The sequence below is a fragment of the Streptococcus sp. Marseille-Q0941 genome (assembly GCF_943736975.1).
In the GTDB taxonomy this organism is placed as follows: Bacteria; Bacillota; Bacilli; order Lactobacillales; family Streptococcaceae; genus Streptococcus.
The window spans coordinates 597,632-618,067 of the sequence record NZ_CALSFO010000003.1 but is presented as its reverse complement, the minus strand read 5'-3'; the positions used below and the strand labels follow the sequence as shown (position 1 = coordinate 618,067).

Annotated in this window: 35 protein-coding genes; 4 read left to right on the top strand and 31 right to left on the bottom strand. The window is 34.4% G+C overall.

What is annotated here, in order from left to right; all coding sequences use genetic code 11:
- Positions 1-149: 149 nt before the first annotated feature.
- Positions 150-617 (bottom strand): 8-oxo-dGTP diphosphatase, encoded by a 468-nt coding sequence (locus tag NGI26_RS05205; RefSeq protein ID WP_251937005.1) that lies wholly within the window; start codon positions 615-617, stop codon positions 150-152.
- 273 nt (positions 618-890) lie between these two features.
- Between NGI26_RS05205 and NGI26_RS05200 the strand changes: the two genes are divergently transcribed.
- The 3 genes from NGI26_RS05200 to ftsY are packed head-to-tail and all read left to right on the top strand — an operon-like array spanning position 891 to position 3,862.
- A complete protein-coding gene (locus tag NGI26_RS05200) occupies positions 891-1,682 on the top strand; it encodes a Cof-type HAD-IIB family hydrolase (RefSeq protein WP_251937003.1) in 792 nt (263 codons plus the stop codon).
- The gene (locus NGI26_RS05195) at positions 1,682-2,500 is read left to right on the top strand and encodes a Cof-type HAD-IIB family hydrolase (protein ID WP_251937001.1); all 819 of its coding nucleotides are present in this window, start codon (positions 1,682-1,684) and stop codon (positions 2,498-2,500) included. The genes NGI26_RS05200 and NGI26_RS05195 overlap by 1 nt, the downstream gene beginning before the upstream one ends.
- A gap of 3 nt (positions 2,501-2,503) precedes the next feature.
- Complete coding sequence (gene ftsY, locus NGI26_RS05190; protein ID WP_251936998.1) at positions 2,504-3,862, top strand: signal recognition particle-docking protein FtsY; 1,359 nt, start codon at positions 2,504-2,506, stop codon at positions 3,860-3,862.
- A 235-nt stretch (positions 3,863-4,097) separates the two neighbouring features.
- On the opposite strand, the gene NGI26_RS05185 is transcribed toward ftsY, so the two are convergent.
- From NGI26_RS05185 to NGI26_RS09315, 28 genes are all read right to left on the bottom strand, one after another.
- Positions 4,098-4,673, bottom strand: a complete 576-nt coding sequence (locus NGI26_RS05185) for a hypothetical protein (RefSeq protein ID WP_251936996.1) — start codon at positions 4,671-4,673, stop codon at positions 4,098-4,100.
- Positions 4,674-4,975: 302 nt separating this feature from the next.
- Positions 4,976-5,272: an Imm40 family immunity protein gene (gene imm40, locus NGI26_RS05180; protein ID WP_251936993.1), complete on the bottom strand. Its 297-nt coding sequence runs from the start codon at positions 5,270-5,272 to the stop codon at positions 4,976-4,978.
- A 129-nt stretch (positions 5,273-5,401) separates the two neighbouring features.
- Entirely contained in the window at positions 5,402-5,686 is a 285-nt protein-coding gene (locus NGI26_RS09210; RefSeq protein WP_286009842.1) for a hypothetical protein, read from the bottom strand.
- A complete protein-coding gene (locus tag NGI26_RS05170) occupies positions 5,665-6,192 on the bottom strand; it encodes an RHS repeat domain-containing protein (RefSeq protein ID WP_251936991.1) in 528 nt (175 codons plus the stop codon). Before NGI26_RS05170 ends, NGI26_RS09210 begins: the two co-directional genes overlap by 22 nt.
- Positions 6,193-6,335: 143 nt before the next feature.
- Positions 6,336-6,836 (bottom strand): SMI1/KNR4 family protein, encoded by a 501-nt coding sequence (locus NGI26_RS05165; protein ID WP_251936989.1) that lies wholly within the window; start codon positions 6,834-6,836, stop codon positions 6,336-6,338.
- Positions 6,837-6,869: 33 nt separating this feature from the next.
- A complete protein-coding gene (locus NGI26_RS05160) occupies positions 6,870-7,409 on the bottom strand; it encodes an RHS repeat-associated core domain-containing protein (protein ID WP_251936986.1) in 540 nt (179 codons plus the stop codon).
- Between the two features lie 158 nt (positions 7,410-7,567).
- On the bottom strand, positions 7,568-8,113 hold the full coding sequence (locus NGI26_RS05155) for a cation:proton antiporter (RefSeq protein WP_251936982.1): 546 nt from the start codon (positions 8,111-8,113) through the stop codon (positions 7,568-7,570).
- Positions 8,114-8,163: 50 nt separating this feature from the next.
- Positions 8,164-8,352 (bottom strand): hypothetical protein, encoded by a 189-nt coding sequence (locus tag NGI26_RS05150; RefSeq protein WP_251936978.1) that lies wholly within the window; start codon positions 8,350-8,352, stop codon positions 8,164-8,166.
- Between the two features lie 3 nt (positions 8,353-8,355).
- Entirely contained in the window at positions 8,356-8,739 is a 384-nt protein-coding gene (locus NGI26_RS05145) for an RHS repeat-associated core domain-containing protein (protein WP_286009845.1), read from the bottom strand.
- 129 nt (positions 8,740-8,868) lie between these two features.
- Complete coding sequence (locus NGI26_RS05140; protein ID WP_251936971.1) at positions 8,869-9,450, bottom strand: Imm26 family immunity protein; 582 nt, start codon at positions 9,448-9,450, stop codon at positions 8,869-8,871.
- A 35-nt stretch (positions 9,451-9,485) separates the two neighbouring features.
- Entirely contained in the window at positions 9,486-9,722 is a 237-nt protein-coding gene (locus NGI26_RS05135; protein WP_251936968.1) for an RHS repeat domain-containing protein, read from the bottom strand.
- 273 nt (positions 9,723-9,995) lie between these two features.
- Positions 9,996-10,481 carry an SMI1/KNR4 family protein gene (locus NGI26_RS05130; RefSeq protein WP_251936966.1) on the bottom strand — a complete coding sequence of 162 codons (486 nt, stop codon included), beginning with the start codon at positions 10,479-10,481 and terminating at the stop codon, positions 9,996-9,998.
- 50 nt (positions 10,482-10,531) lie between these two features.
- A complete protein-coding gene (locus NGI26_RS05125; protein ID WP_251936964.1) occupies positions 10,532-10,837 on the bottom strand; it encodes an HNH endonuclease in 306 nt (101 codons plus the stop codon).
- Between the two features lie 104 nt (positions 10,838-10,941).
- Positions 10,942-11,457, bottom strand: a complete 516-nt coding sequence (locus NGI26_RS05120; protein WP_251936962.1) for an SMI1/KNR4 family protein — start codon at positions 11,455-11,457, stop codon at positions 10,942-10,944.
- A 115-nt stretch (positions 11,458-11,572) separates the two neighbouring features.
- A complete protein-coding gene (locus tag NGI26_RS05115) occupies positions 11,573-11,959 on the bottom strand; it encodes an ankyrin repeat domain-containing protein (protein ID WP_251936959.1) in 387 nt (128 codons plus the stop codon).
- Positions 11,960-12,064: 105 nt separating this feature from the next.
- On the bottom strand, positions 12,065-12,265 hold the full coding sequence (locus NGI26_RS05110) for an RHS domain-containing protein (protein WP_286009841.1): 201 nt from the start codon (positions 12,263-12,265) through the stop codon (positions 12,065-12,067).
- Positions 12,266-12,345: 80 nt separating this feature from the next.
- Positions 12,346-12,828 (bottom strand): SMI1/KNR4 family protein, encoded by a 483-nt coding sequence (locus NGI26_RS05105; protein WP_251936957.1) that lies wholly within the window; start codon positions 12,826-12,828, stop codon positions 12,346-12,348.
- Positions 12,829-12,877: 49 nt separating this feature from the next.
- Positions 12,878-13,255, bottom strand: a complete 378-nt coding sequence (locus NGI26_RS05100) for a hypothetical protein (protein ID WP_251936955.1) — start codon at positions 13,253-13,255, stop codon at positions 12,878-12,880.
- A gap of 179 nt (positions 13,256-13,434) precedes the next feature.
- Positions 13,435-13,788 carry a type II toxin-antitoxin system RelE/ParE family toxin gene (locus NGI26_RS05095; protein ID WP_251936953.1) on the bottom strand — a complete coding sequence of 118 codons (354 nt, stop codon included), beginning with the start codon at positions 13,786-13,788 and terminating at the stop codon, positions 13,435-13,437.
- Positions 13,778-14,062 carry a type II toxin-antitoxin system RelB/ParD family antitoxin gene (gene relB / locus NGI26_RS05090; protein ID WP_251936950.1) on the bottom strand — a complete coding sequence of 95 codons (285 nt, stop codon included), beginning with the start codon at positions 14,060-14,062 and terminating at the stop codon, positions 13,778-13,780. Before relB ends, NGI26_RS05095 begins: the two co-directional genes overlap by 11 nt.
- A 476-nt stretch (positions 14,063-14,538) precedes the next feature.
- Positions 14,539-14,745, bottom strand: coding sequence for an RHS domain-containing protein (locus NGI26_RS09320; protein ID WP_502961302.1), 207 nt, complete (start codon positions 14,743-14,745; stop codon positions 14,539-14,541).
- A gap of 64 nt (positions 14,746-14,809) precedes the next feature.
- Positions 14,810-15,346 (bottom strand): hypothetical protein, encoded by a 537-nt coding sequence (locus tag NGI26_RS05080; protein ID WP_251936947.1) that lies wholly within the window; start codon positions 15,344-15,346, stop codon positions 14,810-14,812.
- A 31-nt stretch (positions 15,347-15,377) separates the two neighbouring features.
- On the bottom strand, positions 15,378-16,019 hold the full coding sequence (locus NGI26_RS05075; RefSeq protein WP_286009844.1) for an RHS repeat-associated core domain-containing protein: 642 nt from the start codon (positions 16,017-16,019) through the stop codon (positions 15,378-15,380).
- 33 nt (positions 16,020-16,052) lie between these two features.
- Positions 16,053-16,466 (bottom strand): Imm44 family immunity protein, encoded by a 414-nt coding sequence (locus NGI26_RS05070; protein ID WP_251936945.1) that lies wholly within the window; start codon positions 16,464-16,466, stop codon positions 16,053-16,055.
- Positions 16,467-16,586: 120 nt separating this feature from the next.
- A complete protein-coding gene (locus NGI26_RS05065) occupies positions 16,587-17,141 on the bottom strand; it encodes a DUF4303 domain-containing protein (protein ID WP_251936943.1) in 555 nt (184 codons plus the stop codon).
- Between the two features lie 253 nt (positions 17,142-17,394).
- Positions 17,395-18,024 (bottom strand): Imm43 family immunity protein, encoded by a 630-nt coding sequence (locus NGI26_RS05060; RefSeq protein WP_251936941.1) that lies wholly within the window; start codon positions 18,022-18,024, stop codon positions 17,395-17,397.
- Positions 18,025-18,251: 227 nt separating this feature from the next.
- Entirely contained in the window at positions 18,252-18,809 is a 558-nt protein-coding gene (locus NGI26_RS05055; RefSeq protein ID WP_251936938.1) for a DUF4303 domain-containing protein, read from the bottom strand.
- A gap of 125 nt (positions 18,810-18,934) precedes the next feature.
- Positions 18,935-19,045, bottom strand: coding sequence for a hypothetical protein (locus NGI26_RS09315; RefSeq protein ID WP_502961304.1), 111 nt, complete (start codon positions 19,043-19,045; stop codon positions 18,935-18,937).
- A 185-nt stretch (positions 19,046-19,230) separates the two neighbouring features.
- Between NGI26_RS09315 and NGI26_RS05050 the strand changes: the two genes are divergently transcribed.
- Positions 19,231-19,425: a hypothetical protein gene (locus NGI26_RS05050; protein WP_251936936.1), complete on the top strand. Its 195-nt coding sequence runs from the start codon at positions 19,231-19,233 to the stop codon at positions 19,423-19,425.
- 65 nt (positions 19,426-19,490) lie between these two features.
- Here the strand turns inward: NGI26_RS05050 and NGI26_RS05045 are convergent, their stop codons facing one another.
- Positions 19,491-19,814, bottom strand: a complete 324-nt coding sequence (locus tag NGI26_RS05045) for a tetratricopeptide repeat protein (RefSeq protein WP_251936934.1) — start codon at positions 19,812-19,814, stop codon at positions 19,491-19,493.
- Between the two features lie 216 nt (positions 19,815-20,030).
- Positions 20,031-20,399 carry a hypothetical protein gene (locus NGI26_RS05040; RefSeq protein WP_251936932.1) on the bottom strand — a complete coding sequence of 123 codons (369 nt, stop codon included), beginning with the start codon at positions 20,397-20,399 and terminating at the stop codon, positions 20,031-20,033.
- Positions 20,400-20,436 lie beyond the last annotated feature (37 nt).

Genomic DNA, 20,436 nt, shown 5'->3' with positions numbered 1-20,436 from the left:
TTAGATTAGAGTAGATGATTTTATTAGATACCCTTGTTTTGTAAAATATTAAACTATGTGTTATTAAAGACAGATTGTGTTGGATACTAAAGAATACAAAAATTATTAATGGATTGAGATTTTTGCATTTTATTATACCGTATAGAATATTAGTCAAATAGAATTGTTTTGTTTTCACTAATGCATTTCTTGTTATCATCCCAATAGTTAATACTTTCAAAGCTTCCTTTTCTTAAATAAAGGGGTAGCCTTTTTCTTATTTCATCTTGCATTGGTATTCTATCAATTTCTTTTAGATTCCACCATTTTGGCTCACCTTCATCGGATGTGCTTAGTTCACCAGTAAACTGAGTACATAAAAAGTCATAGAAGACAAATCTCTCATTACCAATTGAATTAGTAAAGCCTGAAATTCCCTTTAATTCAAGATTTAATGCAGTGAGTCCAGTCTCTTCCTTAAGTTCCCGTAATGCAGCTTCAAAAAAACTTTCAGGGAATTCTACTTTTCCCCCTGGTGGAATCCAGCCAGAAAAATTATCGTGCAGTCTATTAAGTAATAAAATTTCTTGATTTTTCAAAACGCAAATATTAACCCAGTTTTTGATTTTTTCAGTCATATTATCAGCCTCCAACAAGTATTTTTTCATATACAAGTCTATATGTCAAGAACTATATGCTATTTATGATTGTGACAAATATGTCTCAGCCAAAGATTGATAATTTTCCGCAATCGCTGATTAACTAAAGAGTATAAGCAAATCAGCCTGACCTTAAAATAGCCCTACAGATTGATTTATAGAATACAAGGACGTGTTAATTCAGCACGTCTTTTTTTACTTTTTCTATGGTATAATAGAAGATAGATTTATAACTGGAGAATATGAGTATTTATGATTAAACTAGTCGCAACGGATATGGACGGGACTTTTCTGGATGAAGCTGGCCAATTTGATATGGAGCGTTTAAAAAAACTGCTCCATTCATATAAAGAAAAAGGGATTTACTTTGCTGTAGCTTCTGGCCGAGGTCTTTTGTCTTTAGAGAAGCATTTTGCGGATGTTAAAGATGAGATTATTTTTATCGCTGAAAATGGTAGTCTGGTTTGTTTTCATGGACAAGACCTCTATGAAGCGACCATGCCGAGAGATTTTTACCTATCAACTTTTGAAAGATTAAAAACTTCACCTTATTTTGATGAGAAGAAGATGCTCTTGACTGGTAAGAAAGCTTGCTATGTCCTAGATACGGTAGATGAAACCTATCTCATGTTTAGTCATCATTACAATGAGAATATTCAAAAAGTAGCTAGCATAGAAGATATTACAGATGAGATTTTCAAATTCACAACTAACTTTACAGAAGAGACAGTTGATCTAGGTGAAGCTTGGGTCAATGAACATGTGCCTAGTGTTAAGGCTATGACGACAGGGTTTGAATCTATTGACATTGTCCTTGATTATGTGGACAAGGGAGTTGCGATTGTCGAATTAGCTAAGAAGTTAAATTTGGATATGGACCAAGTGATGGCCTTTGGTGATAATCTCAATGACCTTCACATGATGCAGGTCGTAGGTCATCCAGTTGCGCCTGAAAATGCTCGCCCAGAGATTTTGGAACTAGCTGAAACAGTTATCGGTCATCATAAGGACCAATCAGTTATCGCTTATATGGAGGGATTGTAATGGTAGATATTAAATTAATTGCCCTAGACTTAGATGGAACCTTGCTGACGACAGACAAGAAATTGACGGATCGTACCAAGGCAACTTTGAAAGCTGCGCGTGAACAAGGTGTCAAAGTAGTACTGACAACTGGACGTCCCCTCAAGGCCATGGATTTCTTCCTGAAAGAGCTTGGTACAGATGGTCATGCGGATGAATATACCATTACATTTAATGGAGGCTTAGTCCAAAAAAATACGGGTGAGATTCTTGATAAGACAGTCTTTTCAATTGATGATGTGACACGTATTTATGAAGAAACTGAAAAACTAGGAATCCCCTTAGATGCCATTTCAGAAGGAACAGTTTACCAGATCCAATCCGACCAAGAAAGTTTATATGCCCAGTTTAACCCGGCTCTAACCTTTCTTCCAATTGCTTTTGAAGACTTGTCTAGTCAGGTAACATACAATAAGTGTGTGACGGCCTTTCCTCAGGAGCCTTTGGATGCGGCTATTCAAAAGATTTCACCAGAATTATACGACCAGTATGAGATTTTTAAATCTCGTGAACTCTTGCTAGAATGGTCACCAAAGAATGTCCATAAGGCGACTGGTTTAGCCAAACTGATTGAGCACCTAGGGATTGATCGAAGTCAGGTGATGGCCTGTGGAGATGAGGCCAATGACCTTTCTATGATTGAGTGGGCAGGCCTCGGTGTAGCCATGCAAAATGCAGTTCCAGCAGTTAAGGCAGTGGCCAATGTGGTAACGCCAATGACCAATGACGAGGAAGCTGTTGCCTGGGCAATTGAAAAATACGTACTGAAGGAGAACTAAAGAATGGGATTGTTTGACCGTTTATTTGGAAAAATAGAAGAACCTAAGATTGAAGATGTTGTCAAAGAGGCTCTAGAAAACATTGATTTATCGGATGATAGCGAGCAAACTGAGGCGCTAGAATCTGAAAATATCGAAGTCAAAGAGCAAGATGGGACTGTCTTAGCCGAAGAAAATGATGAAGACTTATTTGAAACAGAGGTTCTAGAAGAACCTATCATTGAGCCAGTTGACGAAGTGAAGCTTTCTCAAGAAGAGTTAAATCAAGTCCAAGAAGCAGATAGTCCTCAAGAGGAATCGACTCATGTTGAAGAGATTCCTTCAAATGATAGTGACGAGGAAGAAATTGTTCAGCCTCAATCTGACGAAGCAGAAACAGAGTTTTTTGTAGAAGAGGAAGCAAACCAAGCAATCGAAGAAACTCCTCAAGTCCAAGAGACTGTACAGGAAAAGTATGACCGCAGTCTCAAGAAAACGCGTACGGGATTCGGGGCACGCTTGAATGCCTTCTTTGCCAACTTCCGCTCTGTAGATGAAGATTTCTTTGAGGAACTAGAAGAGCTACTTATCATGAGTGACGTTGGCGTGCAGGTGGCTTCAAATCTTACTGAAGAATTGCGTTATGAAGCTAAGCTTGAAAATGCTAAGAAACCGGATACTCTTCGTCGTGTCATCATTGAAAAATTGGTGGAGCTTTACGAGAAAGATGGACAATACAATGAAAGCATCAACTTCCAAGATGGTTTGACAGTCATGCTCTTTGTAGGTGTCAACGGAGTCGGGAAAACAACTTCTATCGGGAAATTGGCACACCGATACAAACAAGCTGGCAAGAAAGTCATGCTGGTTGCAGCAGATACCTTCCGTGCTGGTGCGGTTGCTCAGTTAGCAGAATGGGGTCGACGAGTAGATGTTCCTGTTGTAACAGGTCCTGAGAAAGCAGATCCAGCCAGCGTTGTCTTTGATGGGATGGAGCGAGCAGTAGCAGAAGGTATTGATATTTTGATGATTGATACAGCTGGTCGTTTGCAAAACAAAGAAAACTTAATGGCAGAATTGGAAAAGATTGGTCGTATCATCAAACGTGTTGTACCAGAAGCCCCTCATGAAACCTTCCTAGCTCTTGATGCGTCAACTGGGCAAAACGCTCTTGTACAAGCTAAAGAATTCTCAAAAATTACTCCTGTTACAGGGATTGTCTTAACCAAAATTGATGGAACTGCTCGAGGTGGGGTTGTTCTTGCTATCCGTGAGGAACTCAATATCCCTGTTAAGCTGATTGGTTTTGGTGAAAAAATCGATGATATCGGTGAATTCAATTCTGAAAACTTTATGAAGGGCCTTCTAGAAGGTCTGCTATAAAAGAAAATCCTGCAAGAATTCTTGCAGGATTGTTTTTGATTATTCCAATCGACCATCCCCTTACGATAGGCGATATCAGGTTACCGTCGTGGTCGTAAACGTTAGTGAGAAGTTGAATTGTTCAAGAATGAGAAAGACCGTCTAAAAGTTGGCTGCAATTGGTTGGGAATCAGACGGCCTGAGAGGTTATTGGAACAAAAAAACGCATGCATACCTTTCGCACCCAGTACGCAGGTTACGGCTTGTTATTTACTCTAGTTAATTGATTATATTTACGTAATTTGGCTATATCTTTCCCTGTTTTTATCATTTCAATACAATTAAATTGTATTTTATAATCTTCTTCATAATACATATCAAGCTGTTCATAATCTGTTTCGTAATACATAATATCAATTGTTTCAATTACTTTATCACTACAATTTATAATAAAAATTAATTCATTATTATTTACGAAATCATATAGATATGATAATCCTATCATAGAATTTTGTGTAAATATAGCCACGTTATCTGAAAAATCCTCTGTGTCAGGAATAATTTCATTTAATATATTCAACGTTTTTTTAATCTTATCAGGAGAAATTTCTTTGTTTATACTAATATATAAAAACATTCTATCTAGCAACTCAGTACATAAGGAAAAATATGGTTCTTTAGTTACTCTTTTAATATGATTTTCTTCTAAAAACTTATCAAAATCTTCTATAAAATGTAAAATTCTATCGATGCAACATGCTCCAAAAAGTAATCTTTGTGTATTTGTTAAATTGTCTAATTCCTTTTTTACTTTTTCCTCATATTTTTCCATATTAGCACCTTTCTATGTTACGTCTTTTTCCGATACCAATCCGGCCACATTGCGGATGATGTGCGAGCAACCCAGCACGCTCCAGTATTCGCCGAGCCAGCCTATCCCGTATTAGTCGGAATAAAAGCTGCGGCTCCATACTTGCCGAGGAGGAATGTATCAGCGATCTGGCTGGTTTGGTGGCAGTGTGGGGAAGTATGCTTTTGTGGCTGGGCATGACTAGTTTGTCGCCGTTGGTACGGTTGGTTTTGTTTCAGACACTTTAACCAGGATCTTAACTCAATCTCTGCTTGCTGATTGTTTTATTTGAAAACAAATGATACATATAAATTTTGATTATTTTTAAAGTTATCTAGATATTTTCTGGTTTTTATAATACTGTCACTTTGAATATTTCCTTCATAATACCAATTATCATAAGTATGTTCAAATTTATTATTATTTTTTTTATATAAATCTCCTCCTAAAATAAAAAAATTTAAATATTCTAAAATATCTATAATATCATTAGATAATTCTATAGGTATAATTACAGTATTTTCTCCTTGTTCAAATAAACTGACTCCATTATTAATATAAATGCTAATTAATTTATTCATAAATATACTCCAGTTGTTATTTATTAGGTTTAAATAAACGGTGATTAATGTTGCCATTTGACTCTTTTATATATTCAAAAACCCCTTCTTTTCCTTTATATCTTCCAGGTATTTCTAGTTTTTGTCGTGTTATTCCATCATCACCTTTAATTTTTGATACTTTACCATATCTTGAAAAACTATCAACAACCTTAGGGCAACTATGATAATCTCCTGATGAAGCCTGTTTTTAACTTTTTCTGTGTATCTTGTCCCTTTAAAGAAACTTTTTGCTTGACACTTGCCAACACATAATTTTGCAGCTTTGTCTAAAACAGGATATGTTATCGCACCGATACCAGATCCAAGTGCCACACTTCCATAATCAATATCATTCCATTCTTTACCATTAATTACATTAGAAGCGACTTGCATACTTGCATCCGTTGCAGCACCTGGAGTGTAACCACTCCCATCGCAATTAGAATCGGTATAAAAGTTATATTTACACTTGGATCTATCCAACTTTGAGTATTCGGCGCAAATCGGTAAAAGTTTAATCCACTCCACAACCCAATCGGATCCTGATTGGTGAATCTTCCGTAGTCAGGCTCATAGCACCTGAAGAATTTGTAGTGGAGCTCTGTCTCACGGTCGGCATACTGGTTTTGCAGGCGGAAGGGCTGGTAAGCACTATCCGTTACCTTGGTTTCTTCTTTCAGACGCCCCCAGGTGGTGTATTCGCCGTACCATAAGAGATTGCCGTGGATGTCCGTTATCTCCCTCAGGATGCTGATTTGGTCGCACTGGAAGTAGTGTGTTTGTTGGTGGCTTTCTCCGTCTTCGTTGGTCGAGTTATGTACCTGTGCCAGGGGTTCGTAGCTGTCAGGATTGGTGTAGATATAGGTATACCTGCTGTTCAGGTGTACTTCCTGTAGCAAATGGCTGCCGTCCCAAATGAAGTGGGTTGGGGTTTCGAGACCGTCTGAAAAGGTTTAGGATAGTGTTTTCAGACGGCATGGTATTATTTTTGTTAGATTTTCTAAATAATAAATATTTTTTTCAATTGGTTATTCAAAATTTTTTAAATTTCCTCTAGTTTTTCTTTCATCAAGTTTTCCAGCCAGTCTTCAAATTTTTCAAATTCAGTATCCTCTTCCCACTCTTCAGGAGGAATATCAGGAAAAAAAACACCAAAATTTTCATTTTCTTTTGTAAGAAGGAAACCAGCTTGCTCGCCAGTTCTTGGAATGGAAATAGTAATTAAGATATTAGGGAATAAATTACAATCAGTTCCTTCAAAAACTTGTTGTGTAAAATCATAAAGCTCGTTAGGAGCTAAAAAATCGAATCCAGGTAGTAACTCATCTTGAAACAAAGTACAAGATCCTACTGTTAGAAGAAATTCTCTATATATTTTAGGGAATTTGACTTTATATTTTTTTTCAAAATCATTTATCTCATCTAAAGAAACATCATATCTTTTTTTAAAAATAAAATTTGATTTTCCATAATTAATTAAGTTTCCATTACTAGATTTGATTAAATCTTGTATATCTACAAGAATTTTTTTGAAATTATCCATAAATTAATATCCTTCATTCAATTTTTATATCTATTATCTAGGAACAATTTGGTTAATTATTCCTGTTGGGGTGCTATATGGAAAATGTGTTCGTAGAGCAGACCCAGTACCGTGTATAGTTCCAGCATGGGGGTGTTTCATAGGAGTTAGATTCCACCATGTATTTGTATTAGAAGTAAAACTATACAAATTGCTCCCACCTAATAGTAAGATAGAATCCTGATTCACAAGCCGCCCGGCCTCAGGTTCGTAATAACGCAACAAGTTATAATGCAGTCTGGTCTCTTCATCGTAATACTGATTCTGCAACCTCAACGGCTGGTGCGCCGTTCCCGTTACGTTCGTCTCCCCTTTCAGGTGGCACAAGCCGGTATAGTCACCAAACCAAACCAGATTTCCGTCCTTATCGGTTATTTCTCTCGGAATGCTGATTTGGTCGCAGTGGAAGTAATGGGTTTGTTGATGGCTTTCTCCGTCTTCGTTGGTCCGGTTGTGTATCTGTGCCAAAGGTTCGTAGCTGTCAGGATTGGTGTAGATATAGGTATACCTGCTGGCCGAATTAATTTCTTGCAAGAGGTGGCTCCCGTCCCAAGCGAAGCGGGTTTGATTTTCGAGGTCGTCTGAAAAACAGAAACTGTGTGCGTACTGCACATACCCTACGTCAGAATTGAAGGTATTTGTGTAGGCTACGGCTTACTAAACGATTTTAGGCTGCTTAGACTTATATCTGTTTATCTATATTTTTTAAGATCCTGTAAAGTAATTAGATTATTACTTAAATCATCTAAAAATAACAATTGAATTTCATATTCACGTTTTAAATTTTCCTCCTCTATTTTGCCATCTTCGGAGTATGGGAAATTCGCTAAAGCATCTTTCCAGTTAATTACGTTTTCAGCACATGCAGCAAAGTAATAACTATCAGATGATTTTTGTTGTATACCTAGTAACATATTTCGAATCGAAGCTAATAATTCTATAGTTCCTTGTGTTTCTACCATATCATTTAATGGGTCATCATCATCCCAATTTATATCTTCTATAGCTTTTTGAGAGATTCCAATATTTATTTGGGAGAAATCATACCAACCAGCTTTAATAATAGCATCACAGAGTTGGTAGTTCTCGTTTGAATTAGTTATTTTAGTCATATTTTCTTTTATCTTTTTCTCAAGAAGTAGTGTATTACAGCACCAAGCTGAAAATTTACATTTCTTTTGTAGATCCATTTGATCTAAAAGAGATTGTACTTTTTCAATATGCAATTCTATATTCATAATTTATCCTTTCATTAATCATATACACCGCCAGCACCGTCAACACTTGGTTAACATCTTGAACAAGGTGCATTTCTTTGTTTGCTATCCCAAGAAATTCCCTTTCGAGTAACTTTTGCATAACGATCGGCTATATTTCTTTCTCTAGCAGTAGTATTTTTATCAGCATATAGTTTTACACCATTTGAGAGTATTTTGTTCATAAATGATGGATTTAATTTTGCATTATGAATCGCCATTAATCAGGCTTCTACCATAAGTGCCATTTTACCGCTTTTTAATTTAACATGGACACAAGCAGTAGGTTTAGACATTGGATTTGATTGTTTAGGCCCAGTTCTATACCTAATTGATCGTCTCATTCGTGATAAAGGACCTTTACCAATATATGATTGGGTCATGTCTGTAAAAAAATAAACACCGCGAAGACCTAAAAAATCTACCCAAGATTGTGTATTAGGAGAAAAAGTATACAAATTCTCCCCACCCCACAACCCAATCAGGTCCTGATTCACAAACCGACCTGTATCAGGCTTGTAATACCTGAAGAAGTTGTAATGCAGCCCGGTTTCTTCATCAGAATACTGATTTTGCAATCTGAACGGCTGATATACATCCTTATAAATCCTCTCGCCCTTTTTCAGACGATCCCAAAGAGAAGATTGAGGTCATCTAAACAGCAAAAACCGCGTGCGTGCGTACCGCACACACTCCACATCAGGACTTAAGGTTTTGTGTGGGCTACGGCTTGCTTTTCACGCTTTTAAATTCCGGTGGTGAATTTTTTGAAACTCATCCGAAATAAAATCTCCAAATTCTGCAAATGATTCAATAGGTAAATTAAAAATTTCTGGTTTATAACGAATAAGCAAACTTAGGATATGATAATGACTTCTTGGTGTTTCACGTAATTCAATTCTCTCGAATATTCTTTGTTTACCTTCCTCTTCATCTATTTTTTGTGCAATGGAAAAATCTGCATTGTGAGCCACTCCTAAAGCAGGATTAATGGAAGTAATTTCACTTGGGGTTGGATCTTGGTAATCGGGATCTTGAGCAATTATCCGCCAGTCTGACTCTAGCTTTGATTCAAATAAGGTATGACAGTCTAAAACGGTTTTGAATAAAATTGGGTAATTTCCAGCATTTTTATAATCGAATAGCTCAACTGGGCTTGAAGTAAACAAATCAAAAATTCCTACAGTGGCACCAAGCTTATTTTTAGCGATTATTCTACCGTAACCGAATAATTTATCAGCTATTTTAAAACAAAATAAATCACCATTCTTAAGATATCTATATAAAGTTCTGTTTTTTTCCCAATTAAAGATTTTCATAATACTTTTCCTTTTCTGTAGCATAGAATGTTAAATTATTGGAAGATTTTTACAACCATTTTTGAGAATATGGTCTCTTCATTAACAAGCCGACCCGCCTCAGGCTCGTAATAACTGAAGAAGTTGTAATGCAACCCCGTCTCGAGGTCGGCATATTGGTTTTGCAATCGGAAGGGTTGGTGCGCCGTTCCCGTTACGTTCGTTTCGCTCTTCAGTTTACCCCAACCATAATAATCCCCGAACCAAACCAGGTTGCCTTCACCATCGGTCATTTCTCTCTGTACACCGATTTGGTAGCAGTGGAAGTAGTGGGTTTGTTGTCAGCTTTCGCCGTCTTCGGTTGTCCAGTCGTGGACTTGCGCAAAGGGATCGTAGCTGTCGGGAACGGTGTAGATATGGGTATATCTGCCGTCCCAAACGAATACGATTTCCTCTTCGAGGTCGTCTGAAAAGCAGAAACCGCGTGCGTGCGTACTGCACATACCCTACGTCAGGACTTAAGGTTTTGTGTGGGCTACGGCTTGCTTTATACAGAATATAGATTACTAATATAATTTTTCAAGCAATTCTAAAAAATTATCTGCAATCACTCCGATCTCTTCATCAATAGAGTCGATATTATGATTAAAAAAACGAATTTTTCCATCTGAAGATAAAATGATACTATCACCTGAAGGAGTATTTGCAATAGGCAATCCATATTGTTGAAAATCGGGATATATATCAATGATAGAGTTAAGTTTATAATCAGACTTAAAAGACAAAAAATGATCAATGACCATCTTATTGCCTTTTATTCTAATCTTGGATGGAACTCCTCCATTATTTTTAAGCAAAAAATCAACATAATCCGTATCAATCTTAAAACCTAATTTATCTTGAAATTTAATAATATCTTCAATACTAGGGTTGATTGAATTATATGCTTTACTTAAACTTCTTAAAGTCCTCTTATCTGGCAAAATTCCATAATTTTTCATCTGTTGTATGTCATCTGGGCTCAAACCAAATTTCTTAAATTTAATATTCATTTTTAAATTACTCCTAATACTAATTTTACTAAGTTATTTAACACTTTCCTTTACGTTTTCCTTTTCCCTTTTCCCTTTTCCCTTTTCCCTTTTCCCTTCCTTGTTTGATGTTGGACCGCACTGCCTGTATGTTTCACAGACTTATGTATATCTTTAGGAAGTAGTCTCATCACCCCTCCTGTATCATGATGCCAAACAAAACCTGGAGGAGCTTTTGAACGAAAAGGATTATTTTTTCCAAAAGCCAATATATTTGCTTTCTTAAAATCTTTATATTCACTAATAGACTTACCAATAATAACATTTTTCACTGAATAACGACTAAAATCAGGTAATCCAAACATATTAAAGGGCACGCCATGAGGGTATCTCCCTTTCAGTTCTCCACTTACATGATACGTCAGGACTGAAAGTTTTGTGTGGGCTACGGCTTGCTTAATAAATTTATTGAATATTCCAATTAAAAATACTTAAATGGATAAACATTAAACAAATTATTGCTTATACTATTTACTGAATATATAAACTCAGTTTTTATATTATCCGTTAGTGTATCTCCTTCATCTAATAGGTGTTCTAAATCTCGGTATAAGAGAGCCAAATGGATAAATTGTGAGAAATCTATCCCTAAATTTGTAAATCCAGATTTGGTATATTCTCCACTATCATGATTATAATGCAAAATGGTATTATCTATTTTATTTAAAAACCATCCATCTCCCTGCCCCGCTTGTCCAATACTCCAAAAAGACCTTGATATTTCGGGATAATGACACTCTAAGTATCTATTTTCATTTAAAGCTTCTTCATAATTAAAAAGAGAAATATCAGGTATTATCTCTACATCCTGATAGTTAGCAATAAATAACAAATAGTTGTTATCCAGTTTAGGAAGTTTATCTAACTTTTTAATTTCTACTTTACGCTTAATACATAGATTAAAAAAATCCTCGGGAAATAATTTTAATTTGAACACAAAAGTATCCTCCATAAATTTTTTGATAGAAGCATATTTCCTTCAATACCATATTGTTAAGATTAGGGGGTTCATGCATGCTATAGCCCACCAAGATTGATTTATAATTTATTTTTTATTTACGTTTTTTAAAATTATTTAATAGTTTAACTATCTTCTCTTTATTTTCATTGGATGAGTTAATTGCTATTCTAAGGGCATTTTCCCCAAATTCATTTTGTATATTTTTATCAGAACCATTGTCAAGGAGTAATTTCACCATTTCTATATTTCCAAACATGCATGCATAATGTAGGGGAGTATATCCTAAGTCCCCTTTAAGATCGATCAATGCCCCATTTTGAAGAAATACAAGAGCATCATTTAAAGAATTATTTCTGGCTGCAATATGTAAAACTGTATCATCCATACCACCTACTTGATTTACATCTTCAATAGTGTCACCCAAAAAATCAGGATGCGTTTCATATTTTTTTAAAATACATAATAATTCTTTTTTCATTAACAATACCTATAGTTCTAAGTTGATAAATTCAATATCTGAATTTTATTTAATACTCGTGACGCAATTTTCTTTATGCTCTTTTTTAGGTTGTTTAATCTGTTTTTACGTTCCTGTATTTTTTGAGTATGACTGTCTTGGCCGTATTCGTAGGCGGTTTTGGCTTAGATTGTTAGGGAAGAAATATTTCAGACAACCCCAGCCGGTGTAGTTGCCGAACCACAACAAATTGCCGTCCTTGTCGGTCATCTCTCTTGGGATGCCGATTTGGTCGCAGTGGAAGTAGTGGGCTATGGCTAGCTGCACACATCCTTCTTCAAGATTGAAGGCTTCATGCGAGCTATGGCTTATTACACCTACTATATATACGACGCTACGCCAGTTTATCAATCATCAGGATTTTCTTCTAAATAATTTAAAAACTCCTCAAATGATTTCGCAATAATAATTGAATTTTTTTTAAAATTAGCTTCTCTTGATATATTTTCACTCCATACATCCCTTACATAATAAATAATTTGCCAACTATTTTTTTCTAAACAGATGTAATTTCCTCCCCAATCAAAAGCAAAAGGAATCAGATTTATAGGTAACTCATTAACTGTCCATTCATTTATAGCTCTTCCTTCCAATGTAAAATCTGGATCATCCTCAAACTGCTTAGAATATTTCATTGGAATGAAGTCGCGAATTTCAATATAGTCATAATCGATATTATCATTGACAAAACATGAAAGATTGGGAGTACCTCCATTCCATTTGAAGTAATGTGACTTGAATGAAGCTGGAAAAGATACTTCTAAATTTTTTTCAATCTCATTGAAATCATTTTCAGATAAATTTTTATCGCAATCATAAAAACTAAGCATAACAACCTCCTTTAACAATTTAACAAGCAACAGTTTTTTTCTTCTCCCTTCACTTTTGGAGCGGTTTTCTTACCTCAATGTTATTTTTATAAATTTTGATCAGATTTCCCATCTCATCATATTCATAAACAAAATCCATTATTTTATTATCATTACTATATTTCTCAAATTTAATTAATTTTCCATCTTTAAAAAACCCAATGTAATAAGATATAGTCTCTTTGCTTTTTCTGATATTGTCTACCTTATCTAAATTGATTTCATCATACAATTTTGCAGGATGGTTATACTTAGGAAAAGTTATTCCTAAAAAGTATCTAACAGTCAAATCATTATATTGAGTATTTTTTTTAAGTGGTTGTGACATTTTTAAAGCTCCTGTCAAAAGTAAAATAGTTCCAATCATTCCAATCAGTAATTTTTTCATTTTACTTGCTCCAATTTTAAACCGTATTTTACAAAGACATACTCTATAGTGTTTAAATCTTTATTAAATCAACATTTCTAAAGGAAATATAGTTGTAAAAAATTATATTTATCGTATTTTTAAACCAAAACATCACCAACAATTAATGTTTCAGAGCTTATAACATTAAGAAAGTTGTCTCAAGTATTTGGGCTTTTTTTATTGTCTTTTTGTAACAAAGTGACGTAGTCACTTTTAGTATGGAATAGGTGAGATAAAAAAATAGTGTTTCGTTTTTGGTCAATGAAGTAAAGCAAAACATATTGGTCTATAATTTTTCCTCGTGAGGGATACTTGCTGTTGATCTTTACTCCGATTCTCTCATCAGCGTCAAAGCCTGCTTCAGGAAAAATCTCTAAACTTTTTAAGCTGTCTAAGATTTTAGCCACAGTATTTTTGGCGGATTGAGGGGATAGAAGTACCGTAGCTATATAGTTGTGTATATTATCGATAGCCTCCTCGACCTCTTTTGAAGCAATCACTTTATAAGCCATAACGTATCCTCATATCGTCTAGCGAAGTTCCTTCGCCTGCCTCGTATTCTCTCAAGACACGTTCAGATTGGGCTTGTAATTCTTCAATCAACTGTTCTCTATGTAGATCTTCGGCCGTCTTAATAGGCAAATCTTGCTCCAGGACTATTTGCTCCACAAATAAAGAAATAGCATCTGTCATTGTCATTCCCTTTTCCTTGATAATACTTCGAGCTTGTTCCATAGTGGTTTCATTCAGTTTAAAATTGTATTGTTTCGATAAAGTTATAGCCATGATATATCTCCAATCTATACGTTATAGATTAATTATATACGAGATATAGATTTTAATCAAGAAAAAAAGTTCTGTTTGATAACAGAACGAAGTTATTTCAATAGACGTCGTAGTGCTTTAGTTGACTGACGTACTGAGCGGTCAAGAAAGCGTAATGCAGAAAATGCAAGCATCCAGCCAAAAAGTGTTTTTCTCATAGCGTTGTCTCATCACTAAATATATACCACAGCTTATTTTTTTGCTACGATTTCCTTGACGGTCTTCTTTTTGAAAAATTCAATTTTTTCAATCGGAGTCATATTGCGATATGTTTTGATAAAATCACGATAAATCAGATACTTTTTATCAGGATCAAGTAAGTCATGAAAGAGGTTAATAGCTCCAGTTTTAAAGGCATCAATATCCTCAATAACAAGAAGAATATAAGGCGATTTTTGTATTAGATGGATGTTATAGTTATTCTTGAGACGAATTTTTTATAAGGGCCTCTTGGGATGCGTATCCTTATAAACCCTCTCATCTTTTTTCAGATGACCCCAGGCGGTATATTCGCCGTACCATAAGAGATTACCATGGATATCGGTCATCTCGCGCGGGATGCCGATTTGGTCGCAGTGGAAGCAGTAGGTTTGTTGGTGGCTTTCTCCGTCTTCGTTGGTGTAGTTTAGACAGCTAAACCGCATTCGTGCGTACCGCACTCACGCTAAGGCGGAATTGGAGGTTTCATGCAGGCTACGACTTGCTATTTTATCTAGGATTGCTCAAAAATTTTATGAAATCATTTATTTCATCTTCATTAAAGCCATTTTCAAGATATTCTTTCTCATAAAAAATAAAATCTAATAAATATTTTCTTGAATAATCATCTAAATTATTTTTAATTTTCTCAACTTGCATAAAAAATTTATTGGGTTCTATTAATTTTGTTATTAGTACATTTAACTCAAAATCACAATTTTTGCTTAAAATATTTAGATTTTGAAAAATCAAATCAGCAATTTCCTGTTTTTGTAGGTCATTAAAGTTGAGTATAGATATTGCTCTCAGAAAATCAGAGATGCTTTGAACTACTATAAATTTATTATTGGATAATATATATTTAATAAATTTAAATTCATTCTCAGTAATTTCTATTTTATTTGGGAATATTTCTGATAATAAATACAATGCTCTACGTATATTTTTAGATGGTAGTGAATCTAGTAGTATAATTATTTGGCTGAAATCTTCTTGTTCTAAAGAAGCTTCAATCATATTTTGTATATAAAAATCACTATTGCTCATAACTATCATGCTCCTATATCAATATTAAACTTCACATTGCTCCTACGAGACTTCCTCCTACCACAAAAGCACCACATACTCCCACCGTTGAATATATATAAACACTAACTAGCACAACAGTTCCAACAAGGGCGATTGCTGTTAAAGCATCATTATTAGTAGATGGTTTCTCTTCAGTGGAGCAATTAGTGCATTTTGTTACGGGAGAAGAAGGAGGAAGTGGTTTGTCGCAACCATTATCAACCCACTCTTTTTCGGCTTTAGCTAGTTTACTATACGCAGCATTCAGTAGCTCTACATGACCTCGGACAGTATCTCTAAGAGCTTCTCCTGGACCAATTCGCCACGGTAAATTATTTGGATTACTCTCAAGTGCGTGAATACGTTTTACGTATATTTCGTATTTAAGATTTTCTATTCTAGCTGCAATTGATGCACATTTCTGAGCATTATATAGACCAAAAATATCAACCCATCCCTGCACGTTCGGCGCAAACTGATATAGATTCTCCCCACCCAACAACCCAATCGGATCCTGATTCACAAATCGCCCCGTATCAGGCTCATAGTACCTGAAGAAGTTGTAGTGGAACTCTGTCTCATGGTCAGCATACTGGTTCTGCAGACGGAAAGGTTGGTGTGCGACATACGTTACCTTGGTTTCCTTTTTCAGATGACCTTAAATTTTGGTTGGCTTCAAACCAACTTACGCTTGTTCAATAGGTTCAATCCATTGATTTTCGATGAGCCATTTTTCCATTTCTAAAAGAAACTTAGGATTAACTTCCTTTAATTCTGGGAACTTTTTTTCATATTTTTTCATTGTATTAAAAAAGCAATCTTTGAATTCAGTTCCAATAATTATTTTTTGAGCATTAATATCTTTCTTAATAGGAATAAAATCCTCCTCATATACGACAATATCAAATCCTAAATCATTATCCTTTTTAGAAAATCTAGACTTTGATTTCCAACCACTATCCTTCTCCAAGCATCTAAAACAAAACCCAATAGAAAATGGTATAGGATATTTTTTAATAATTGGTTCTACTCCATAAAACTCATCACAAATTTTATCTACTTTTGTCCATGATGGATAATCACAGGTTGCAAATAACATATTCTTTCCTTTTGTTAGTGTTTACATTTATTACCAGGGGGTAATTTTCCTCTTCGTTTAATATATTTAAGAATTTTTAGATAGCCATTTCTTGAGTTCTTATTTCAAAAATAATAAAATTTAATTTTGAAATCTGTTTTTGAACGTAATGAACTTTTCATATGAATTTAATTGCTCAGCAGAATAATTTTCCATAATTTCAGTATTATCACTATCTGCAATAGACACAAAAAATATTATATTTTTTATCTTATTTTTATCCATCTCAGTTAATGCTAATTTAAATCCTTCGATAATAGCATCATATACATTTGCTTGAACAACTTCAAAATCTTCATCTAATAATTTTTGAATATTATCTAAAATTTCTTGAATATTTTGGTTAAATATTTTATCAATTTCTTCGGGGACTTCACCTGTGCCTATTTCAAATTCTGAATAATACCATTTTACAAAAGAATGTTCTTCAACTGGCAGATTCTTCTTTAATTCTTTGTAATGAGAAATAGTGTTAGCAGCCCACCCCAGATATGAACAATAGTCATCAATATATAATGAGTAAGCAAAAACATCATTAGAATTATATCTCTCTAATACATAGTTAAATGTATCTGTAACTCCTTTATATACATTTTGAATTAAATCTTGAATTATAGAATTACTTAAAATATTCATTTTGATTTTCCTTTCATAGAAATTTTGACATCAATCATTCTCTATTAATATTTTCTACGTGACCCGTATTTTCCAAAAAACTTACCACCAATTCTAGTTAATTGCTTGCTCATATATCTATCTGCTTGAGCTTTGTTCATTAGACGTCATTTCATCCATCTTGTTACCCTCTTATCAGCCTTCTCCAACGGGAGAGGGAGTAGATGTTGGGATGGAAAAAGTTTATCCAACACTTCTTTGATTTATATTAATCCTAAAAAAAGTCTGAATTATTTAATTCCTTCCAGTCTTCCAAAGAATAAAGAAAAGGCAAAGAAAAGTTTTCCAATATTTTTTCTTTTAAATTTTCTGACACCATAAATGCTCCTGAATAATTATAATTGGTAGACAATAAAATATCTTTATCTGAATTAATATATGCCTCCAGTGAAAAATTATCTTCATCTAATGCTAAATCTGGGTAAACAATTTCATCCTGAATTTCCCAATCAACTATTCTTACTAAATAATAGACTTCGTTCGTCAATAACTCCCCTTTTGTATTGACAATAATTGCTTTACTCATTCCAAAATCATGATCAAACCCGTATTTTTTAATAAATTCCAAAAAACGCGCTGACATGATAAAGAAATCATTATATGGAAGAAAATCAAAAGTAACACCTCTTGCTTTCTTTAAGCAGACATAAACCTTTTCAGGCATTGGAGGAATTTCTTGTCCCTTTACGAACCAACTCCATGGAAAGTCAAAATCAGGATGTGTTTTTTTAGGGTTGAATTCCTCTGATATACCTAGAACACCACTACTTACACGTGGTAACCCCATTTTTGCTGCTTTATCCATGCTTTGTAGGGCATATCCCCATACTAGTAATTTTTTCATAATATCCTCCTAATCTAATCGTTTGGGCGAGTTGGTAGAAGTACATCTTCCAACAGATATGGACTTACTCAAACGTTTTTTTAAGCTTTCTTGTAAATCTCGTACACGCCGTCGGGTTGGCTGTGTTCGATTATGATATGGTTGCGGTAGGCAAAACCGCGCACACCTAACATCAGAATTGAAGGTTTATGCGGAGCTACGGTTTGCTTACTATCAAAAAAAGTTAATTATTCTACAGTTTCAGCAGCTTCTTTTAACCAAATTTGGATTGATTCAATAGGATTTAATTTTTTCGCACGAATAGTATTTGTATAATCAGGTGGTAATATTTCAACATTAATCATAATTTCTGAACGAGCTTGATTTAAGGAGAATATTCCCTTTATGTCACACCGATGAAGTGCTTCCTCCATCGCATTAATCCGGAAATTAAATTCTTTTTCATATTCTTCTTCTGTTTTTAATGAGTAAATATCAATACGATCTAAGAAAGCTTGGTTTACTTGATGAAAATATTGTGAGCCAAATTCTAAGTAAGGACTATCTATCGAAGACCATTTAAAATCTGCAATATCGTAAGCATCCCAATTTTGAGCAATGCTTTGTTGTTTTAGCGCTTCATATGACCAAGCACTCACAAAAGGAGCCAGTGCCTCTCCTGTGGTACTTAACACGAAGAAGTAAAAAGTTTCATTTGTCGAATTGAACAAATCTATAGCCGCCTGACATGTTGCTTCTTCGATTGTAGCAACTAAGTTTTCAAATATATCATTAGAATAATTCATCTTGCTAAATCCTTAAGTATTACATTTTTTACCAATCTGACTTAGGGCACGTCTCAAAGCACGTCTAATTGCTTTTTTCTACGTCCTCTATTCTTCATAGTTTCTACTACATTTTTTAATTTATCTCATACCTTTTCATGAAATTTTCTATTATGCATTTCATTATGAGGGCGAGGATGACCTGCAGCAATCCTATTGGCAGGATCATTAATATCAATATTATAGTTTCTTAAAATCTGACGAAATTACCATTGCCTAAAGGCTCTTTTTTAGCAAGTCCCAAAACATCTATCCACGCCTGCGTATTCAGCACAAACTGATACAGATTCTACCAAACCCACAATCCAATCGAATCCTGATTCACAAACTGACCCACATCAGGCTCTTAATACCTGAAGAAGTTGCAGTGTAGCCCCGTCTCATGGTCGGCATACTGGTTTTGCAGGCGGAAGGGCTAGTATGCGCTATCCATTACCTTGGTTTCTTCTTTCAGATGACCCCAGCCGATGTAGTTGCAGAAGTGGTCGTAGGAATAGCTGCTGCCGTTATATTCTTTAAGACTATTGTCTTGAACTGTAGGGCTATCGTTATCGGACACCCTACGTCGGGATTATAGACGACTTACTTGATCCTCATCCAGAAGTTATAGGTTCGTAACGATAATCTGCTCAAACTTATTAATTAACTGATATTTATTAGTATTTTTAATTCTTCTGGTAGTTTGGCACCATTTCTATGTGCCTTATTAGCCCAAAATATGGCTTTTTCTTTATTGCCTTGTGTGAAAAATAAATCAGCTAAATTGAATTGGGCAATTGGATGTCCATTTTTTGCCGCGATCTCTAGCCATTTAAATTCCAAATCTTGATCTAAAGATACAAACATATGATATTGATACAATTTAAATGCTGAGTTTTTATCTCCATTAGTGGCCTTCTCTTCGAAAATATGAATTTCTTCATCTGAAATCCAATAAATACTACCTGTTGATATGCAATTAGTCATTTTCTCATTCCTTTCTGGATGTTGTTTACATGATATTTAAGGTGTTGATTTCCCGTTACTTGAAAATCAAAGATATTCATTTGGCGCTTTAACTGTAGTATTTAATTCATTAGCAAGTTGTTGTCCAATAGGGTCGTCTGATAGTTTATTTATACATCTTAATGCTTTGTTGAATACTTATCTAATCTAAGTTTTACTAGGAGGTAAGATACAAAATTACATTTTTTTATATAGTCTTATGGATTCATCTAAAAATAATCTAAGGAAACGAATAAAATCTTTCTTTAAAAGCATCATATTAGAAAATTCTAAATATATGATTCCATCAGATGTACAAATACTAACTTCATGAATATAGATGTTTATAGGTTCTTTTTCTTCATATTTTAATATGATATTAAATAAATCAATGTCTTTTTCATTTAGTAGTTCTTCTTTTAATAAAATAGAAATGCCTAGCTCATGATTTTTATTTGGCTGATTATTTAATTGAAAAAATGATGCTTTGTAAACTTCATTTCTTCGACTTAGTATTTGTGAGTAATTATTCATTAAATCTAAAACATTTTTATTTAAATCTTCCATAGTTTTGTATCCAGTTTACTGATATAGATTATTTATA

Coding starts and splice junctions, on each gene's coding strand:
- NGI26_RS05205 (WP_251937005.1), bottom strand. CDS start 617: ATGACTGAAAAAATCAAAAACTGGGTTAATATTTGCGTTTTGAAAAAT.
- NGI26_RS05200 (WP_251937003.1), top strand. CDS start 891: ATGATTAAACTAGTCGCAACGGATATGGACGGGACTTTTCTGGATGAA.
- NGI26_RS05195 (WP_251937001.1), top strand. CDS start 1,682: ATGGTAGATATTAAATTAATTGCCCTAGACTTAGATGGAACCTTGCTG.
- ftsY (WP_251936998.1), top strand. CDS start 2,504: ATGGGATTGTTTGACCGTTTATTTGGAAAAATAGAAGAACCTAAGATT.
- NGI26_RS05185 (WP_251936996.1), bottom strand. CDS start 4,673: ATGGAAAAATATGAGGAAAAAGTAAAAAAGGAATTAGACAATTTAACA.
- imm40 (WP_251936993.1), bottom strand. CDS start 5,272: ATGAATAAATTAATTAGCATTTATATTAATAATGGAGTCAGTTTATTT.
- NGI26_RS09210 (WP_286009842.1), bottom strand. CDS start 5,686: ATGCAAGTCGCTTCTAATGTAATTAATGGTAAAGAATGGAATGATATT.
- NGI26_RS05165 (WP_251936989.1), bottom strand. CDS start 6,836: ATGGATAATTTCAAAAAAATTCTTGTAGATATACAAGATTTAATCAAA.
- NGI26_RS05155 (WP_251936982.1), bottom strand. CDS start 8,113: ATGAATATAGAATTGCATATTGAAAAAGTACAATCTCTTTTAGATCAA.
- NGI26_RS05150 (WP_251936978.1), bottom strand. CDS start 8,352: ATGGCGATTCATAATGCAAAATTAAATCCATCATTTATGAACAAAATA.
- NGI26_RS05140 (WP_251936971.1), bottom strand. CDS start 9,450: ATGAAAATCTTTAATTGGGAAAAAAACAGAACTTTATATAGATATCTT.
- NGI26_RS05135 (WP_251936968.1), bottom strand. CDS start 9,722: ATGACCGATGGTGAAGGCAACCTGGTTTGGTTCGGGGATTATTATGGT.
- NGI26_RS05130 (WP_251936966.1), bottom strand. CDS start 10,481: ATGAATATTAAATTTAAGAAATTTGGTTTGAGCCCAGATGACATACAA.
- NGI26_RS05115 (WP_251936959.1), bottom strand. CDS start 11,959: ATGAAAAAAGAATTATTATGTATTTTAAAAAAATATGAAACGCATCCT.
- NGI26_RS05105 (WP_251936957.1), bottom strand. CDS start 12,828: ATGCTTAGTTTTTATGATTGCGATAAAAATTTATCTGAAAATGATTTC.
- NGI26_RS05100 (WP_251936955.1), bottom strand. CDS start 13,255: ATGAAAAAATTACTGATTGGAATGATTGGAACTATTTTACTTTTGACA.
- NGI26_RS05095 (WP_251936953.1), bottom strand. CDS start 13,788: ATGGCTTATAAAGTGATTGCTTCAAAAGAGGTCGAGGAGGCTATCGAT.
- relB (WP_251936950.1), bottom strand. CDS start 14,062: ATGGCTATAACTTTATCGAAACAATACAATTTTAAACTGAATGAAACC.
- NGI26_RS09320 (WP_502961302.1), bottom strand. CDS start 14,745: ATGCGGTTTAGCTGTCTAAACTACACCAACGAAGACGGAGAAAGCCAC.
- NGI26_RS05080 (WP_251936947.1), bottom strand. CDS start 15,346: ATGAGCAATAGTGATTTTTATATACAAAATATGATTGAAGCTTCTTTA.
- NGI26_RS05070 (WP_251936945.1), bottom strand. CDS start 16,466: ATGTTATTTGCAACCTGTGATTATCCATCATGGACAAAAGTAGATAAA.
- NGI26_RS05065 (WP_251936943.1), bottom strand. CDS start 17,141: ATGAATATTTTAAGTAATTCTATAATTCAAGATTTAATTCAAAATGTA.
- NGI26_RS05060 (WP_251936941.1), bottom strand. CDS start 18,024: ATGAAAAAATTACTAGTATGGGGATATGCCCTACAAAGCATGGATAAA.
- NGI26_RS05055 (WP_251936938.1), bottom strand. CDS start 18,809: ATGAATTATTCTAATGATATATTTGAAAACTTAGTTGCTACAATCGAA.
- NGI26_RS05050 (WP_251936936.1), top strand. CDS start 19,231: ATGGTCGGCATACTGGTTTTGCAGGCGGAAGGGCTAGTATGCGCTATC.
- NGI26_RS05045 (WP_251936934.1), bottom strand. CDS start 19,814: ATGACTAATTGCATATCAACAGGTAGTATTTATTGGATTTCAGATGAA.
- NGI26_RS05040 (WP_251936932.1), bottom strand. CDS start 20,399: ATGGAAGATTTAAATAAAAATGTTTTAGATTTAATGAATAATTACTCA.